This is a genomic window from Paenibacillus sp. RUD330, assembly GCF_002243345.2.
GTDB lineage: Bacteria > Bacillota > Bacilli > Paenibacillales > Paenibacillaceae > Paenibacillus_O.
Genome location: NZ_CP022655.2, coordinates 3,956,556 through 3,974,777, shown reverse-complemented (window position 1 = coordinate 3,974,777; position 18,222 = coordinate 3,956,556). Strand labels below are relative to the sequence as shown.

Genomic DNA, 18,222 nt, shown 5'->3' with positions numbered 1-18,222 from the left:
GGGAGCGCTTGTCTCCCTTCCTCCATTCTATGGGCTTGGCAGGGTCATTTATGATAAGATAGACGGAAAGAGCGAACAAGTGTGCCCCGCATGGGGAGAGGGAGAGAGCCGATGAGCGGAAGCGAGAGTTTCGTGCACCTGCATGTGCACAGCGAATACAGCCTGCTGGACGGAGCGGCGCGGATCCGCGACCTGACGGCGCGCGCGGCGGAGCTCGGCATGACCTCGCTGGCTCTGACCGATCACGGCGTCATGTACGGGGCGGTTCCCTTCTACAAGTCCTGCCTGAAGCACGGCATCAAGCCGATCATCGGCTGCGAGATGTACATGACGGCAGGCTCGAGGGCGGACAAAGGAACGCGCAGGGACAATCCGATCTATCATCTGATCCTGCTCGCCAAAAACGAAGCCGGCTACCGGAATCTCATGAAGCTGTGCTCGATCGGCCATCTGGAAGGGTTCCACTACAAGCCGCGGATCGACCACGAGGCGCTCGCCCGGCATTCGGAGGGACTGATCTGCCTCAGCTCCTGCCTGCAGGGCGAGGTGGCGCAGCATCTGCTCTACGACCGTCCGGAGGAAGCGCGGAGGGCGGCGCTCCGTTACCGCAGCGCTTTCGGCGAGGACTTTTTCCTGGAAATCCAGGATCACGGCATGGCGGAGCAAAAAAAAGTGATGGCCGGCATGACGGCGCTGGCGGAAGAGACGGGCATCCCGCTCGTCGCGACCAATGACGCCCACTACCTGCGGCAGGAGGATGCCGCCGTGCAGGATGTGCTCATCTGCATCGGCACCGGCAAAAGCGTCGGCGATCCGGACCGCATGCATATGCACGGCGATCAGAACTACCTCAAGAGCCCGGAGGAGATGGGACGGCTGTTCCGCCACATGCCTCAGGCGCTGGAGAACACGGTCCGCATCGCCGAGCGCTGCAATCTGGAGCTGAGGCTCGGCGAGCACGCGCTGCCGGAGTACAGCCCGCTGCCGGAGGGCATGACAGCGGCGGCTTATCTGGAGGAGCTGTGCCTGCAGGGCTTGGCTGAACGGTACGCCGCGGACGCTCCGGGAACGACAGTCTCGACCAGAGCGGTTGACGGAGCGCCGGGAGACCGGGGAGCGGGATCCTTGTCTTCCATGGCGAAGGCTGGAGGAGCGGGCGGGACGGCTTCTCCGGCCGATGGCGGCGGCTTCCTGCGGAAGGCGGAGGAGAGGCTGCGCTACGAGCTGTCCGTCATCGAGCGGATGGGCTTCAGCGACTATTTCCTCATCGTCTGGGATTTCATCCGCTTCGCCCACGGGCAGGGCATCCGTACCGGTCCGGGCCGCGGCTCGTCGGCGGGCAGCCTCGTCGCCTACTGCCTGAGGATCACCGATGTGGATCCGCTGAAGCACAGGCTGCTGTTCGAGCGGTTCCTCAATCCGGAGCGGATCAGCATGCCGGATATCGACATCGACTTCAACGACGAGCGGCGCGACGAGGTCATCGCCTATGTAAGCCGCAAGTACGGGGCCGGGCATGTCGCCCAGATCATCACCTTCGGCACGCTGGCCGCCAAGGCGGCCGTCCGCGACGTCGGCCGGGCGCTGGACGTGCCGCCCGGCGACGTGGACCGCGTCGCCAAGCTCATTCCGGGCCAGCCGGGCACGACGCTGGAATCGGCGATGGCTTCCGTGCCGCAGCTGCGCGAAAGCGCGGATCACCCGGCTACCCGCGATCTCATCGCGATGGCGCTTAAGGTGGAGGGCATGCCCCGGCATGCCTCCACGCACGCCGCGGGCGTCGTCATCGCCGGACGTCCGCTGACGGACTACGTGCCGCTGCAGGCCGGCTCCGAAGCGGCTCCGCTCACGCAGTATTCCATGGAGAACGTCGAGGCGGTCGGCCTGCTCAAGATGGACTTCCTCGGCTTGCGCACGCTGTCCATCCTGGAGCGCACGCTGAACTGGATCCGCGAAAGCGAAGGCACGGATATCGATTTCCGCGCCATCGCCGACGACGACCCGGCGACGTACGAGATGCTCGGGCGCGGGGATACGACGGGCATCTTCCAGCTGGAATCCAGCGGCATGCGCCGCGTGCTGCGGGAGCTGAAGCCTTCCTCGTTCGAGGACATCGTCTCGGTGCTGGCTCTGTACAGGCCGGGTCCGATGGAGTTCATTCCGCAGTTCATCCGGGGCAAGCACGGGCTTGCGGAGGTGCAATATCCGCATCCTTCGCTGGAGCCGATCCTGAAGGACACGCACGGCATCATCGTCTACCAGGAGCAGATCATGCAGATCGCCTCTTCGATGGCCGGCTTCTCGCTGGGGGAGTCCGACCTGCTGCGGCGGGCCGTCTCCAAGAAGAAGCGCGAGATTCTCGATGAGCAGAGAGCGGCCTTCGTCAGAGGCAGCCTCGGCCAAGGCTATCTCGAAGAGGAGGCGGACCGGGTCTACGACATGATCCTGCGCTTCGCCGACTACGGCTTCCCGCGGGCCCATGCGGCGGCTTACGGCGTGCTGGCGTTCCAGACGGCCTGGCTCAAGCGCCATCATCCGGTCGCCTTCATGGCCTCGATGCTGGCATCCGTGACGGGCAACCAGCGCAAGACCGGAGAGTATATCGACGAATGCCGGCGGATGGGCATCCCCGTGCTGCCCCCTGACGTCAACCATAGCGGAGTCACCTTCGCGCCGGACGGCGGAGCGGTCCGCTTCGGCCTTGCTTCGATCAAGAACGTCGGCACCCAGGCGATCGAGTCCATCCTGCGGGAACGGAAGGAGCGCCCCTTCGCGAGCCTCATCGACCTGTGCCGGCGCGTCGACCTGCGCGTCGTGAACAAGCGCGTCCTGGAATGCCTGATCGGCTCCGGCGCTCTGGAATCGATGCCCGGCCACCGGGCGCAGCAGCTCGCGGCGCTCGACGAGTCGGTGGAGACGGCGCAGAAGTGGCGCAAGGAGCGCGAGGAGCTGCAGATCGAGCTGTTCGGCTTCGAGGAAGTGCAGAACTGGGACGTGGAGCTGCCGGCCGTGCAGCCCTATTCCGCCGCGCAGCAGCTGGAGCTGGAGCGGGAGCTGCTCGGCCTGTACTTGACCGGCCATCCGCTCGACGCCGTCGAGCATGTTCTCGACGGGCTGGAGCTCGACCGTCTGGTCGACCTGGCCGAGGCGCCGGATGGATCGTCCTGCGTCGCCGCCGTGCGCGTCGTGTCGCTGAAGCAGCTGCGCACCCGCAAGGGCCAGCAGATGGCTTTCGCGGAGGCGGAGGACCGCATCGTGCGCGCCGAGGCGGTGCTGTTCCCTACGGCATGGTCCCGCTTCGGGGCCAAGCTCGAAGCCGGCAGCCTGGTCATCATGCAGGCCGCCGTGCAGCAGGGGGACGAGGACTTCAAGCTCATCGTCGATGACCTCGTCCCCCTTGACCCGGGCGATCCCGGCTTCGCCGCCGGGGTCGCCCCGCGCCGCCAGGCGCGCGCCCGCAGCGCGCGCGCGCGGCCGCGCCGCAGGCGGCCGGGGCTGCGCCCGGCTCCGCTCCGGCGCGCGGCGGAGCCGCTGCCGGCGGAGCCGCTCCTCGCGCAGCCGCTGCCGGCGGAGCCGCTCCTCGCGCAGCCGCTGCCGGCGGAGCCGCTCCCGGCGGAGCCGCTCCGGCGGAGCCGCTCCTCGCGCAGCCGCTCCCGGCGCAGCCGCTCCCGGCGGAGCCGCTCCCGGCGCAGCCGCTGCCGGCGGAGCCGCTCCCGGCGCAGCCGCTCCCGGCGCAGCCGCTCCCGGCGCAGCCGCTCCCGGCGGAGCCGCTCCCCGACGTACAACCGCCCCTCGCGGGGCTCAGCGGCTGTACATCAAAATCGCGGCGTACCGGGAGCATCCCGCCGTCCTGGAGCGCCTCAAGGCGCTGCTGGCCGACCATCCGGGTCCGCTTGGGACCGTACTTTTCTACGAGAGCGAGGGCAGGACGATCGCGCTCAGCGAGCGTTACAAGGTCAAGCCTTCTCCCGAGCTCATGGGCGGAATCGAAGGCTTGCTCGGCCGAGGCTCCGCCGTCGTCAAATGACAGCCGTCCCTGGCCGGTCTGCACCGGCGCCTTCCTGCGTCTCTTGAAAAAGGCCGTTCCCGCTTCCAGAGGGGAACGGCCTTTTTTCCAGGCCATGCGGACGGAGCCGCGAGCCAGCGGGCAGCGGCATCCGGGTGGGCATTCATAGCGACAGCAGCCGATCCAGGGCTCGGCATAGATGCGGATGCTTTCCCAAAGCCTCGAGAGCCCGCTTCTCCTCGAAAAACAGCTTCTCCTCCGCGCTCGGAACGAGGAAGCCGCATTCCCCGATCAAATTCCGCACGGGCTGATCGTACCGCGTCAGGCGTCCGACGGATTCCAGCATCGCCCTGAAGGAGCTGGTCAGATGGGAGTAGGGGCGCTCGGACTCGTTCCGGCCGAGGGCATAGATATCATCCAGCACGCTGCTGACGTCCTGGTAGGACATCGCGATCGGAGGATGGGCGAGCAGCAGGGCAAGCATGCTTACCGTCCGGTATTTTTGCTGGAACAAGTAGAAATTGATCTTGCCCTCCTGCCCGATGGACGTCTGGAGCGGATGCTCCTGGTGATAGGTCGGGACGGAGCTCAGATGGACGAAGCGGTATCCGTTCATGAACAGGCGGTAGCCCATCTCGATATCGTCCGCTCCCCAGCCCTCGTACTCCTCGAACAGGCCGTGAACCTCGAAGGCAGCCCTCTCCATCGAGAGATTTCCCGTCCCGGCCATGATCCAGGGCAGATGGAAGCCGCGGAACCAATCTCCGTACAGGCCGAGCACGTTCTTCATGAAATAGTTCCCATGCGGATTTTCCGCCGTCATGTCGAGATACCGTCCCTGCAGGATGTCTTCGCGCGCGAAAAGCGCCGGCGGATCGGGAAGCATCCGGGTGCGCAGCCACCTGCCGTACAGGTCCGGATGGCGGACGATGAGCTCCTCCGCCTGCTGCAGCTGGGCGGGGGACAGCTGCGGATCCAGCCGGGTGTAGGTTTTGCGGACCGCATACAGTCCCCCCGCGATGAGGCGGCTATGCTGCCTGTGAAGGCTCATATGGGCTTCGATGAATCCCGGAGGCACGATGATCTCCGCATCGAGAAAAATAAGATGCTGTCCGCGCGACGCATGGATGCCCATATTCCGGGCTCGGGGCCGGCCGATGTTCGTCGTCATGCGGTAGTACCGGAATTGAAACGGGAAAGAGCGGCCGGAGGCGATGCCGGGCGTCTCGTCGTCCGAAGCGTCGTCGATCATGATGACCTCGACCTTGGACAGGTCGTACGTCTGCGCTTCGAGAGAATGCAGCGTAAGCAGATTAAGCGGATAGCGGTTGTGGGTCGGCATGATGATGCTTACCTCGATCGCGATGGGGAGCGCCTCCTTTCCAGACGGCCCGGCATCAAGTCCGCAGCCTGCTCTTGATCCATTGATCCAGCAGCGGCCACCAGCGCCGCCGGGTCGTTTCGGCTTCCAGCTCGATGACCGGAAGATTGCGGACCGTGCCCATCGCTTCGTGGACCCGGTATTGGATCAGCGCCTCATCCACATAATGGAGATCGGCCCCGCTCAGGACGGCGCGGAACCATAAGTCGTAGTCATGGGTGTAAGGCAGCGACTCGTCGAACAGGCCGAGATCCAGCAGCAGCTTTTTGCGGGCTACAACCGTGCAGCCATTGATCGGGCAGTAGCGCTCGAAGGCCTGGAGAAATTCGCTGACATGGACATATTTGTGCGCTACGTTCCGGCTCGTGACATTGCCGGCGCCGTCAATGACGTCGTAATCGCTGAAGGAAATTTCTCCGTTCCTGGGAATCATATACGCCAGCTGCTTCTCCAGCTTGCCCGGATAGAAGCGGTCGTCGGAGCTCAGCCAGGCGATGTATTCGCCCGCGGCGATCGCTATGCCGGCATTCAAGGCGCTGGCCGTGCCCCCGTTTGATTTCTCGCACAGATAGACTCCTGGAAACTGCAAATAAGGGAGCAGCAGCTCTCTGTGCAGCGTGGATCCGTCGTCCACGACGACGATTTCCTTGTGGGGATAGGTTTGCTCCATCGCGCTTTGGATCGCGCTGCCTATATAGGGGTCGTTGTAGAACGGAATGATGATCGATACCAACGGACTGGACAAAGGGGAAAGCTCCTCCTTATCGCGCGTTTCGCTTGTTTTACAACAGCGTATGTGCGCCGCTCCGAGCTTGCACCGGATATGCGCCTTGCCGCCGCCGCGGCCGGGCTTGTCCGGCGTGCGGGACCGCCCGTCGACGGCTGTCCGGGCTTGCTCCCGCTGCGGTACGCTCCCGGCCGCAAGCCTCGCCGCAGCCCCGTTGCGCCGCTTCCCTCACCGGAAATTAACGGAACATTTCCCGGGACACGCGCATAGAGTAGGAAACACAAGTCGTCAGGCTTGGGCTACCATGGCGGTCGGGCCGGGGCGAAGGACCAGGGGAAGAGGGGCGGCCGGCTGGCCGCGCCTCTACTCGTGTCTCCGCTTGCGGCCCCCGCTCTCACGGCAATATTTGCGGGAGGGAATGCGGATGAGTTCCGAAATGGAGCGCTGGCTCGGCCGGCGCGGCGTAACCGTCGATGATGTGGCGTCAATCGTGCTTTCCCTGCAGCGTCCCTACAATCCTCTGCTCACGATGGAGGAATGCACGGAAAGCGTGCGCACGGTGCTGGGCAAGCGGGAGGTCCAGTACGTGCTCTACACGGGCATCGCCTTGGATGAGCTGGCGGAGCGCAAGCTGCTGCCGCATCCTTTGCAGGCCATCATGGAGAAGGACGAATCGCTCTACGGCGTCGACGAGACGCTGGCGATGGGCATAACGAACGTATACGGAATGATCGGCTTGACCAGCTTCGGGTATCTCGACAAGGTCAAACCCGGCATCATCAGCCATCTGAACGACAAGACGACAGGCAAGGTGCATGTCTTCCTGGACGATCTCGTAGCGGGGCTGGCCGCCGCCGCTTCCGCCCGGATCGCCCATCAGGATCCCAATGCGCTGCGCTACAGCGCCTTGGACGGGAGCGAAACCTCGGATTGAAAAAGAGGGATTCCGCATGCCGGGGACGAATGTACCTGCTGAAGCTCCGGCATGTCCCTTCAGTCCGTGCGCCGCGAGGCGCCGGAATGCCCGAAGCAAGCCGGACCGGCCGAGATCGATCGGAGTCGCCGCAGGCTTCTTCGCATGTTTTCAAGACGTTTCCTTCCCCTTCCTCTCGGGACGGAGGACAAGCCTGGCAAGGCCCCCGCGGCCGCAGAAATACTCCTTCCGACCCTTTTCCAACCCGCAATCCGGGCCGAACGCGCCGATCCGACAGTCCTGTTTCTTGCGGGAAATTATTTTCCTATGCTATGATTGTGAGATCATGTGGCCTGTTTCCGGAATATCAGGAGGTACCTTTCATGTGGACGGTCATCTACATCGCGCCTACCGCGAGAATCGCGGAGAGGATCCAAAAACGGCTGACGGAAGAAGGCTTTCTCGTACAGACACGTCCGATAAACATGTCCAAGCAGCAATACGAGATTCTCGTTCCGTCCGGAGAGCTGGAGGAAGTCCAGGAGGTCCTGAGCTCCATTCTTCATTCGTGATGGCCGGTTCGACTATACTTTAGCGTCTTGAGAGGTGTCACTCGTGTTCAAGGACTTATTTCATAAACGCAAATACGCGACCGTTCCGTCGGAACGTGAGCGCAGCGACAGCCAGGAGCGTCCCAAACGGGACATTCCCGAAGGGCTGATGAACAAGTGTCCCAAGTGTGGGACGATTCAATTCTCCAAGGAACTGGAGAAAAACCTGAAAGTATGTCCGTCATGCGGGCATCATTTCCGGCTGAGCGCCTGGGAGCGTATCGGAATGACGCTCGATGACGGACGTTTGTCTGAATTCGACGCCGATATGATTTCCGAGGATCCGCTGGAGTTCCCGGGCTACGCCCCCAAGCTGGAGACCCAGAAGAAAAACTCCGGCCTGAAGGACGCTGTCGTGACGGGCACCGGCGAGATCGGCGGATTCCCCGTCGTCGTCGCGGTCATGAGCTTCGACTTCTTCAGCGGCAGCATGGGCTCGGTCGTCGGGGAGAAGATCACCCGGGCGATCGAGCAGGCGCATGAGCGCCGGCTGCCCATGATCATCTTCTCGACCTCGGGCGGCGCCCGCATGCAGGAGAGCATCCTGAGCCTGATGCAGATGGCCAAGACGAGCGCCGCGCTGGCCAAGTTCCAGTCGGACGGCGGCCTCTACATCTCCGTCATGACCGATCCGACCACCGGCGGCGTCACGGCCAGCTTCGCGAGCCTTGGCGACTACAATCTGGCCGAGCCCGGCGCCCTCATCGGCTTCGCAGGCCGGATCGTCATCGAACAGACGATCCGCCAGAAGCTGCCGGACAATTTCCAGACGGCGGAATTCAACCTGCAGCACGGTCAGCTGGACCGCGTCGTTCACCGCAAGGACATGAAATCGACGCTGACCCGCGTGCTGGACATGCATGCCCCCGTGAAGGAGGAGACAGCCCATGGCGTCTGAATTGCCTTTTGAGAAGCCGCTCGGCGACCTTCGCCGCAAAATCCAGGAGCTGAAAGGGCTCAGCCAGGATACGGGCATCGACTTCACCGACGAGATCGCCCGTCTGGAAGCCCGCTGCAAGCAGCTGGAGGACGAGATGTACAGCGAGCTCAGCCCTGCCCAGAAGATGCATCTGGCCCGCCATCATCAGCGTCCGACCTCGCTTGACTTCATCCATGACATCTTCACGGATTTCCTGGAGCTTCACGGCGACCGGCTGTTCGCGGATGATCTGGCGATCGTCGGCGGCCTGGCCAAGCTGAACGGCGTGCCGGTTACGGTCATCGGCCATCAGCGCGGCAAGGATACGAAGGACAACATCGCCCGCTTCTTCGGCAGTCCCCATCCGGAGGGCTTCCGCAAGGCGCTGAGGCTGATGCAGCAGGCCGACAAGTTCAAGCGGCCGATCATCACCTTCATCGACACGAAGGGCGCCTACCCCGGCAACACGGCCGAGGAACGGGGCCAGTCGGAGGCGATCGCGCGCAACCTGCGCGAGATGGCTCTGCTCGGCGTGCCGGTCATCTGCGTCGTCATCGGCGAGGGCGGCAGCGGCGGAGCTTTGGCGCTTGGCGTCGGCAACCGCGTCCTGATGCTGGAAAACGCCATCTACTCCGTCATTTCACCCAACGGAGCCGCGTCCATCCTCTGGAAGGACGCCTCCAAGGCGGACCAGGCGGCCGAAGCGATGAAAATCACGGCGAAGGATCTGCTCTCGTTCGGCATCATCGAAGAGATCGTGCCCGAGCCCAAGGGAGGCGCGCACCGCGGCCAGGCGGAGCAGTCGGCGTTCATCAAGGACGCCCTGTGGCGCCATCTGCAGGAGCTGTCGCTGCTGACCTCGGAGCAGCTGGTGGAGGACCGCTACGCGAAGTTCCGCAAGATCGGACGCTTCGCATTCGCCCCGTCGGCTCCGGCCGTCGAAGGGCCGCAGGGGCACGAGCCCCAGGCCGGAGGCGACTCGCAGGAGCGCTTGCGCGGCGAGGCGGCGGTCGAGACCGGAGCCGCTCCGGTCGAAGCGGGCTCGCCGGAGGCGGGAGAGAGCTCTCCCTCCGCAGCTGCGGAATCCGCGCGGGTCCATTAAGGGAACCTGCCAGGCCATGACGGGCGCTGCCGCCTCGGCAGCGCCCGGTGCCATGTCGACACGCATAGGCCGTGAGGACCGGGAGCCTAGTTCCCGCGGTCCAGGCCAAGCTCCAAAAGCCATGTCTATATTTCTGCCGATTGTGGTAGAATGATTGATAGTGTTCACAAGCTAGCTATATTGATGGAGGAATTCATACCCATGCGCAAAACAAAAATCGTCTGCACCATCGGCCCGTCCAGCGAGTCTCTGGAAAATACCAAGAAACTGATCCTTGCCGGCATGAACGTCGCCCGCCTGAACTTCTCCCACGGAGATTTCGAGGAGCATGGCGCGCGCATCACCAACATCCGCCAGGCATGCGCGGAGCTCGGCAAGACGGTCGCGATCCTGCTCGACACCAAGGGTCCCGAGATCCGCTTGGGCAAGCTGAAGGAAGAGCCGATCGAGCTTGTCCAGGACGACTACATCGTGCTGACGACGGAAGAAATTCTCGGAGACCGCCACCGGATTCCGGTTACCTATAAGAATCTCCCTGCCGACCTGAAAGTCGGCTCCACAGTGCTCATCGACGACGGCCTCATCGGCCTCACCGTCGCCGACATCCAGGGCACGGAGATCAACTGCCGCATCGTCAACAGCGGCCAGATCAAGAGCAAGAAGGGCGTCAACGTGCCGGGCGTGCATATCTCCCTGCCGGGCATCACCGAGAAGGATGCGAACGACATCGTCTTCGGCATCGAGCAGGGCGTCGATTTCATCGCCGCTTCCTTCGTGCGCAAGGCTTCCGACGTGCTTGAGATCCGCGAGCTGCTGGAGCGCCACAACGCGAGCCACATCCAGATCATTTCCAAGATCGAGAACCAGCAGGGCGTAGACAACCTCGACGAGATCCTCGAAGTGTCCGACGGCCTCATGGTCGCGCGCGGCGACCTCGGCGTGGAGATTCCGGCCGAGGAAGTGCCTCTCGTTCAGAAGAACATGATCCAAAAGGCCAACCTGGCCGGCAAGCCGGTCATCACGGCGACGCAGATGCTGGATTCCATGCAGCGCAATCCACGCCCGACGCGCGCAGAGGCGAGCGACGTGGCCAACGCGATCTTCGACGGCACCGATGCGATCATGCTCTCCGGCGAGACGGCCGCAGGCAAGTACCCGATGGAATCCGTCCTGACGATGTCCCGCATCGCCGAGCGCGCGGAATCCGCTCTGGACTACCGCGAGATTCTGGTCAAGCAGGCGAGCGCCCAGCAGACGTCCGTCACGGAAGCGATCAGCCAGGCTGTCGCCAACTCCGCCCTGGATCTGCAGGCCAAGGCGATCGTTTCCTCCACGGAGAGCGGTTATACGGCACGCATGGTATCCAAATACCGTCCTAAGGCTCCGATCATCGCGGTTACGACGGATGAGCGCATCATGCGCCGCCTCGCGCTGACCTGGGGAGTCATCCCGGCCAAGGGAGCGAACGCCGACACGACGGATGAAATGTTCAACATTGCCGTCGAAGGCGCGCTCAACACCGGCCTTGTGAGCCTCGGCGACACGATCGTCATTACGGCCGGCGTTCCTGTCGGACGCGCCGGAACGACGAATCTGATCAAGGTTCACCATATCGGCGAGCTCGTGGCCAAAGGCCAAGGCATCGGCAGCCAGACGGCGACCGGCAAAATCGTGCTCGCCCGCACGCCGGAAGAAGCGATCGCCAAAACGAAGCCGGGCTCCATCCTCGTGACCGTATCGACCGACAAGGACTTCATGCCCGCCATCGAGAAAGCGGCGGCGATCCTGACGGTTACAGGCGGCATCACGAGTCATGCGGCTGTCGTCGGCCTCAACCTCGGCATCCCGGCCGTCATCGGCATCGAAGACGCCTTCGAGCTGTTCCAGGACGGCATGGAAGTGACCGTGTACGGAGAGATGGGCGTTATTTACACCGGACAATCCCAAGTCCTCTAAAGCGGTCCGTCATCCGAGAGGTCCGGCCGCTCGGGACGACCAGATAGAGCTGTGCAGGCCGCATCCGCGCCCTTCCGACCCGCGAGGGACCGGCAGGGGCGGCGCGTTTTGCACGGCTTTTTCTTTTTTTGCAGACCATGACGGCAAGCGGGGACAGAAAGGATGGCAAGAGCATGAAAGCTGAAGCTTGGCATCTTCATCCGATTCGGGTGAGGTACAAGGAAACGGATGCCATGGGCATCGTCTTCCATACGAACTATATGGTCTGGTTCGAGATCGGCCGTACCGAGCTGATCCGCTCCGCCGGATATCCGTACCGACGGATCGAGGAGGAAGGGCTGCTGCTGCCGGTCGTGGACATCGATTGCGCCTTTCACTCCCCGGCCCGTTACGATGACTGCCTTCTGATCTGTACCCGGGTGGAGAGCTACACGCCGATGAGAATGGCTTTCCGCACGCAGATTCGCCGTCTTCCGGTCGAACCCGGCGAACCGCTCCCGAACGGGTATCCCCCGCTCGAGGCGGATGCAGACGGAGCAGGATTGCCCGGCGAACTGCTGGTGTCCGGAGGAACGCGCCATGTATGGGTCGGCAGGGATTTCAAGCCTGCGAGGCTGGATAGGCGGCTTCCCGAGCTTTACGCTTTTCTGAAGCAGCATGCGGGCGAACCGGCCCGGAAAGGGGCGAATCGATGAACAAGGCCAGGCAATGGGGATTCATGCAGAGGTTCATGCTCGGGATTGCGGCTTATATCGTGGCGGAGGTCATCGTCATCATGCTCGTGTCCCGCTGGATCGGAGGCGCCGGAGTGGTGCTGCTGATGGCCGGAACGGCGGTGCTCGGAGGCGTGCTCGCCCGCACCCGCGGACGCAAGGCTTGGGAGGAGATGAGGCTGCGGATGGGCAGGGGAGAGCCGCCGGGCCATGCGCTGCTCGACGGACTGTGCATCCTTGGAGGCGGCTTGCTCCTTGTGCTGCCGGGCTTCATCGGGGACATCGTCGGGTTGACGATGCTGCTGCCGTTCACGAGAGGCTTCTATCGGGCAAGGCTGTACCGGCTGCTGGAACGCCTCTTCCGCGGAGGCGGCGGAGGGAAATTTTTCATCATCGGCCGCTGAGCCGGGGACGCGCATTCGAAATGATGCGCATTTACCGTCCTTTTACAGCATCTTAATATAGAAGAAACAGTTGCGCCGCATAATAGGGACAACGAGCAAGGAGGCTTCTGACCGATGACAAAAGCATTGTCCCCCTATGTGAACCGGGACCTCAGCTGGATCGAATTCAACCGGAGGGTTCTGGGCGAAGCCCAGGACGCCTCGACGCCTCTCCTCGAAAGAGCGAAGTTTCTCGCGATCGTATCGAGCAATCTGGATGAATTCACGAGCGTGAGGATGGCCGGCATCCAGGATCAGCTCAAGGCCGGGTACGCCAAGGTCGACTTTACCGGCTACACCCCCCAGGGATTGTGGAAAAGACTGATCAAGCGCACCGGACAGATGGTGGCCGAGCAGTACCGGACTTACCGCGAGGTGATGCGGGGATTGTCCCGCGAAGGAATCGGATTCAAGGAAATGGCGGATCTGAGCGTTGCCCAGGAAGCGGCCATGGACGAATATTTCCGGACGATCGTCTTCCCCGTCCTGACGCCGATGGCGGTCGACCAGAGCCGGCCTTTCCCGCTGCTGCATACCCGCGAGCTGTATTTGGCTGTCCTGCTCAAGGACGACAGCGGAGACAGCGAGGCCGATCCTTATTTCGCGATCGTGCAGGTGCCGTCGATATTGCCGCGCTTCGTGCCGGTGCCGTCGCGGGGCAACAGCAAGAAGATGGAATACGTGCTGCTGGAAGACCTGATTCAAGCCCATATCCATACGCTGTTCAACGGATACATACCCTTTGCCGTCCACTCGTTCCGCCTGATCCGCAACGCCGACTTGACGCTCAACGAGGAGGGCGCGGAGGATCTGCTGGAAGAGATCGAGAAGGAGCTGCGCCGCCGCCGCTGGGGCATGCCGGTCCGGCTGGAGGTCGAGGAAGGCTTCCATCCTTATGCGCTGGAGCTGCTCAAGGAGGAGCTCGAGATCGAGGATCATATTCTGGAGATCGGAGGTCCGCTTGATCTCGGCTTCCTCATGAAGTTCTCCTCCGCGCTGCAGGGCAGGGACAGCCTGCGCTTCCCGAGGCTGGAGCCGATCTATCCGCCGGAGCTCGAGGAGGACGACAGCCTGTTCGACGCCATCCGGCGCCGGGACGTGCTGCTCCATCACCCGTACGAATCGTTCGAGCCGATCGCCGATTTCGTGCAGCAGGCAGCGGAGGATCCGAACGTGCTTGCCGTCAAGATGACCCTGTACCGCGTCAGCGGCCAGTCCGAGATCGTGCGGGCGCTCGCGGCGGCGGCCGAATCCGGCAAGCAGGTGACCGTCGTCGTCGAGCTGAAGGCCAGGTTCGACGAGGAGCGCAATATCGCCTGGGCACGGCAGCTGGAGAAGGCGGGCTGCCATGTCGTCTACGGCCTCGTCGGACTCAAGACGCATGCGAAGATCCTGCTCGTCGTGCGCCGGGAAGAGGGGATGCTGCGCCGCTACGTCCACGTCGGAACGGGCAACTACAACGACAGCACGGCCAAGGCGTATACCGACGTCGGCCTGTTCACCTGCCATCCTGTCATCGGCGCCGACGCCTCGGCGCTGTTCAACGAGATGACAGGGTATTCCTCCCCGTACGAGTGGCAGGCGTTCGCCGTCGCGCCGACCGACCTGATGGATAAGCTGTTCCGCCTGATCGACCGCGAGAAGGAGCATGCCTTGGCAGGGCGCGGCGGTTATATTGCGGCCAAGATGAACTCCCTGTCCAATCAGGAAATGATCGACAAGCTGTACGAGGCTTCCCAGGCCGGCGTCAAGATCGATCTCATCATTCGCGGCGTCTGCTGCTTGCGGCCGAGCGTGGAGGGGCTGAGCGAGAATATCCGCGTCTTCAGCCTGGTCGACAGGCATCTGGAGCATTCGCGGCTGCTCTATGTCCGCAACGGCGGGGATGAGGAAGTGTACCTGTCCAGCGCCGACTGGATGACGCGCAACCTGACGCGCCGGATTGAGCTCATGTGCCCGGTGTTCGACGCCAGTCTGAGGGACAGCCTGGTGGCGATGCTGGAGCTTATTCTGAGCGACAATGTCAAGCTCCGCGAGCTGAAGCCGTCGGGGAGCTACGAGAAAGTTCCCGACGCGGACCGGCCTCCTCTGCGGAGCCAGTTCGTCGCGGAGAAGATCTCCTCCTGGAAGCAGCCGGGCACGGACGATGCCGGCCTGATCCATTCCTAGTCCTCCTTTCCAATGAAAGACAGCCGTCCCGGCGCAAGCGGGACGGCTGTTTCGGTTATGGAGAGGATTCGGCTCTGCGCAAGAGAAGGGGCAGCCTTCCCGTCCGCATGAAGAGAAGATCCGGAATTTCGGTCAGCGGATGGACAAAGTGGGCGTCAGGCCCCATATCTTGGCGAATTCCCGCCCGCCGTCCTCGATTTCCTGGCTTTCCAGCGCAAGCGACCCGGAAGGGCGGATCGCCTGCAGCAGCAAGGAGGATCCCTTGATGGAGATGTCGAGGCGGCTGACCGGCTGCGTCTCGCTCCGGTCGAGCGTCGCCGCCAGCTGGAGAAGCGAGCCGAGCAGCGCGGCCGCTTCGGCGTCGCTGTCCTCAAGGAGGGACGCGAAGGGCTCCAGCTGGGACTTCAGGCGGCTGCGGCCGTGGAAGGAGGCGACGGCGGCCGTCAGGACGTTTTCGCGATGCGTCATGCCGTTCAGGCTGCAGTTGGTGAGCAGGTAGAACGTATGCTTCGGATAGGCCGCATGGTCGATGGAGGCGCCGATCCGGTACAGGATGGAAGCCGCGTCGAGCACGACCGCCGCCCTCCCGCCGAGCGACTGCAGGCTGGACGCCGCCTGCGTGTCCTTGAGGCTGTCCAGCAGCTCCAGCGACAGCCGGTTGACCTGGTTGACATGGGCAAGCGGAGCCTCGGGATAGAGGGCGTACGTATTGCTCACGCTGTAGCCGAGCACGTCGTCGAGCCGCGGCCGATCGGGGAACTGGGAGGCGAAGAACAGCCCGTCCCGAAGTCCGGCCGCGCACACCCTGTACTCGGTCGCTCCCGTCAGCCTGCGGAACAGCATCAGAACGGCCAGTCCGGGCAGGATGAGGTCGACCCTGTCCTTGGACAGTCCGGGGAATTTGCGCCTCTTGTCCATCGGCATCTCCCGCAGCGTGCCGAACAGGCGCTCCGCGTCCTCGGAAGGCATGGAATAGTTATGGGTTTGCGGGAAAGGATATTTCCGCACCGCTTGATGGATCTTCGCCAAGGAGCGGATCGTCCCGCCGACGCCGACCATCGGGAGGCCGGGAGACCAAGCGAGCCAAGGCTCCTTGCCTGCGGCGGCGGTTACCTCGGCCTCCAGCGCCTTCAGCCCTTCATCGTCCAGCATGCCCCCCTTGAGGAAGCGGCGGGAGAGGCTGACGCAGCCGAACGGGAAGGAGACGCTCTGGACGAGCGTGCGGTCGCGGAACAGGGAAATTTCCGTGCTGCCGCCCCCGATGTCGATGAGGAAGCCGTCCTGGATATCCATCGTGTTGACCATGCCGAGAAATCCGCAGGAGGCTTCCTGCTCGCCCGGAAGCAGCTCGACGTGCAGGCCGGTTTCGGCGTTCAGCACGGCGATGACCTCCTCCCCGTTGGCCGCATTGCGGAGGGCGGCCGTCGCTACCGCGCGGATCGTTCCCGTCCGGTGGTGGGCGCAGATCAGGCGGAAGTGGCCGAGAATCTCGACCAGCTCCCGCGTCGTGGCTTCATCGATCGTTCCGTCCGCGGTGATTCTCGAGCTGAGCCTCGCCGGCCGCTTGCTGCCGTCGATGACGCGATGCGCTCCCGAAGCCGTCTGCTCGTAGACGACGAGGCGGATGGAGTTGGAGCCGATGTCGATGATGCCGGTTCTCTGCTCGTTCATGACCTTATCCTCCTTGAAGCCGCCGGTCGGTCCCGGCGGCATAGTCAGTCCAGTGTACCATTTCGGCAGCCGGCCTTTCCAATCGCGGCGGCAAAAAGGCGGCAGGAAAGGAAATTGTTCAGCAACAAGATAATTCTATGATACCGATAAAGCAATTTTATGTCGCAACAAGTTGGATTCGGACGCAAAATTCGTTATGATAATAAGGACGACTGATTCATTCGGTTTTTCGTGGATCTCTTCCAGCCTCTCATCACACTGCCGAGGCGCAGCATGAAGGCGCTGCCAAGATGCGGACTTCCGTCCTGCATCTGTAATCCCATGTCCGCATACTACTATTCGCCCTGCTACCCAGGCCGAAGCCAAAGGAGAGATAACTATGACAGCTACCAAAGGTCTTGAAGGCATCGTAGCCACAACCTCGTCCATCAGCTCCATCATCGACGGCGTGCTGACTTACCGCGGCATCGACATCGACGATCTCGCTGAGAACGCAACCTTCGAAGAAGTGGCCTACCTGCTTTGGTACGGCAAGCTTCCGACCGCATCCGAGCTGGAGCAGCTTAAATCCAAGCTGGATCAGTATGCCGCGATCCCTTCCGAAGTCGTGGAAGGCATCAAGCTGTATCCGAAGGACACGAACTCCATGGCTGCTCTCCGCACCGCCGTTTCTTCGCTGGCGCTGTACGATCCTGCCGCCCAGGATATGTCCAAGGAAGCCAACGTAGACAAAGCGATCCGCCTGCAGGCTCAGCTGCCGACCGTCATCGCGGCGTTCGCGCGCATCCGGGAAGGCAAGGAGCCCGTCGCTCCGAAGGCCGGCCTGTCCGTCGCCGCCAACTTCCTCTACATGCTCTCCGGCGACGAGCCGGACGAGGTCGCCGTCAAGGCGCTTGACCAGGCTCTCGTTCTCCATGCGGACCATGAGCTCAACGCGTCGACGTTCGCAGCCCGCGTCACGGTCGCCACGCTGTCCGACATCTACTCCGGCGTCGTGTCCGCCATCGGCGCGCTGAAGGGACCTCTGCACGGAGGCGCCAACGAAGCCGTCATGGTCATGCTCGAGGAGATCGGATCCCCGGACAACGTGGAATCCGTCATCAACGAGAAGCTCGCCAACAAAGAGAAGATCATGGGCTTCGGCCATCGCGTCTACAAAAACGGCGACCCGCGCGCCAAGCATCTTCAGAAAATGTCGCAGGAGCTCGGCAAGCTGAAGGGCAACATGGACCTGTACAACATGTCCGTGCACATCGAAGACATCGTGACGGGACAGAAGGGCCTGAAGCCGAACGTGGACTTCTATTCCGCTTCCGTCTACACGACCCTCGGCATCCAGCGCGACCTGTTCACCCCGATCTTCGCGATCAGCCGCTTGTCCGGCTGGACGGCGCATATTCTCGAGCAGTATGATAATAACCGACTGATCCGCCCCCGCGCGGAATACACCGGTCCATCGAACGCCAAGTTCATTCCGATCGACCAGCGCTGATCCATGGCCCCATGCCCCGGCCCGTCGCCGGGGCAGGCTTCATGCGCTTGGTCCTTGACCTGGACGAGCCGCATATGGTCGGGCATCATAGCAAGACCGCATTCATATTAGAGGAGGAA

At 63.0% G+C, this 18,222-nt stretch carries 13 protein-coding genes; 10 read left to right on the top strand and 3 right to left on the bottom strand.

The window, feature by feature from the left end; genetic code table 11:
• Positions 1-111: 111 nt before the first annotated feature.
• Positions 112-4,074 carry a DNA polymerase III subunit alpha gene (locus CIC07_RS18130; protein WP_165895348.1) on the top strand — a complete coding sequence of 1,321 codons (3,963 nt, stop codon included), beginning with the start codon at positions 112-114 and terminating at the stop codon, positions 4,072-4,074.
• A gap of 95 nt (positions 4,075-4,169) precedes the next feature.
• On the opposite strand, the gene CIC07_RS18125 is transcribed toward CIC07_RS18130, so the two are convergent.
• Positions 4,170-5,348, bottom strand: coding sequence for a glycosyltransferase (locus CIC07_RS18125; RefSeq protein WP_076354074.1), 1,179 nt, complete (start codon positions 5,346-5,348; stop codon positions 4,170-4,172).
• A 55-nt stretch (positions 5,349-5,403) separates the two neighbouring features.
• Complete coding sequence (locus CIC07_RS18120) at positions 5,404-6,132, bottom strand: glycosyltransferase (protein ID WP_076354077.1); 729 nt, start codon at positions 6,130-6,132, stop codon at positions 5,404-5,406.
• A 406-nt stretch (positions 6,133-6,538) separates the two neighbouring features.
• On the opposite strand from CIC07_RS18120, the gene CIC07_RS18115 reads away from it, so the two are divergent.
• The 8 genes from CIC07_RS18115 (at position 6,539) to ppk1 (ending at position 14,940) form a co-directional block, all read left to right on the top strand.
• Positions 6,539-7,048 carry a phosphatidylglycerophosphatase A family protein gene (locus CIC07_RS18115; protein WP_076354079.1) on the top strand — a complete coding sequence of 170 codons (510 nt, stop codon included), beginning with the start codon at positions 6,539-6,541 and terminating at the stop codon, positions 7,046-7,048.
• 362 nt (positions 7,049-7,410) lie between these two features.
• Positions 7,411-7,599, top strand: coding sequence for a glutamate decarboxylase (locus tag CIC07_RS18110; RefSeq protein WP_048749077.1), 189 nt, complete (start codon positions 7,411-7,413; stop codon positions 7,597-7,599).
• Positions 7,600-7,642: 43 nt separating this feature from the next.
• Complete coding sequence (accD, locus tag CIC07_RS18105) at positions 7,643-8,536, top strand: acetyl-CoA carboxylase, carboxyltransferase subunit beta (protein ID WP_076354081.1); 894 nt, start codon at positions 7,643-7,645, stop codon at positions 8,534-8,536.
• Entirely contained in the window at positions 8,526-9,659 is a 1,134-nt protein-coding gene (locus tag CIC07_RS18100) for an acetyl-CoA carboxylase carboxyltransferase subunit alpha (protein ID WP_076354083.1), read from the top strand. Before accD ends, CIC07_RS18100 begins: the two co-directional genes overlap by 11 nt.
• A gap of 201 nt (positions 9,660-9,860) precedes the next feature.
• Positions 9,861-11,615, top strand: coding sequence for a pyruvate kinase (gene pyk, locus CIC07_RS18095; RefSeq protein ID WP_076354085.1), 1,755 nt, complete (start codon positions 9,861-9,863; stop codon positions 11,613-11,615).
• A 173-nt stretch (positions 11,616-11,788) separates the two neighbouring features.
• Positions 11,789-12,310, top strand: coding sequence for an acyl-CoA thioesterase (locus tag CIC07_RS18090; protein ID WP_076354087.1), 522 nt, complete (start codon positions 11,789-11,791; stop codon positions 12,308-12,310).
• Entirely contained in the window at positions 12,307-12,732 is a 426-nt protein-coding gene (locus CIC07_RS18085) for an FxsA family protein (protein ID WP_234992866.1), read from the top strand. The genes CIC07_RS18090 and CIC07_RS18085 overlap by 4 nt, the downstream gene beginning before the upstream one ends.
• Positions 12,733-12,846: 114 nt before the next feature.
• Entirely contained in the window at positions 12,847-14,940 is a 2,094-nt protein-coding gene (gene ppk1 / locus CIC07_RS18080) for a polyphosphate kinase 1 (protein WP_076354089.1), read from the top strand.
• 132 nt (positions 14,941-15,072) lie between these two features.
• Here ppk1 and CIC07_RS18075 read toward each other — a convergent pair whose 3' ends face one another.
• Positions 15,073-16,611, bottom strand: a complete 1,539-nt coding sequence (locus tag CIC07_RS18075; RefSeq protein ID WP_076356787.1) for a Ppx/GppA phosphatase family protein — start codon at positions 16,609-16,611, stop codon at positions 15,073-15,075.
• A gap of 379 nt (positions 16,612-16,990) precedes the next feature.
• Here CIC07_RS18075 and citZ point away from each other — a divergent pair, with 379 nt between their 5' ends.
• Complete coding sequence (gene citZ, locus CIC07_RS18070) at positions 16,991-18,103, top strand: citrate synthase (protein WP_076354091.1); 1,113 nt, start codon at positions 16,991-16,993, stop codon at positions 18,101-18,103.
• Positions 18,104-18,222 lie beyond the last annotated feature (119 nt).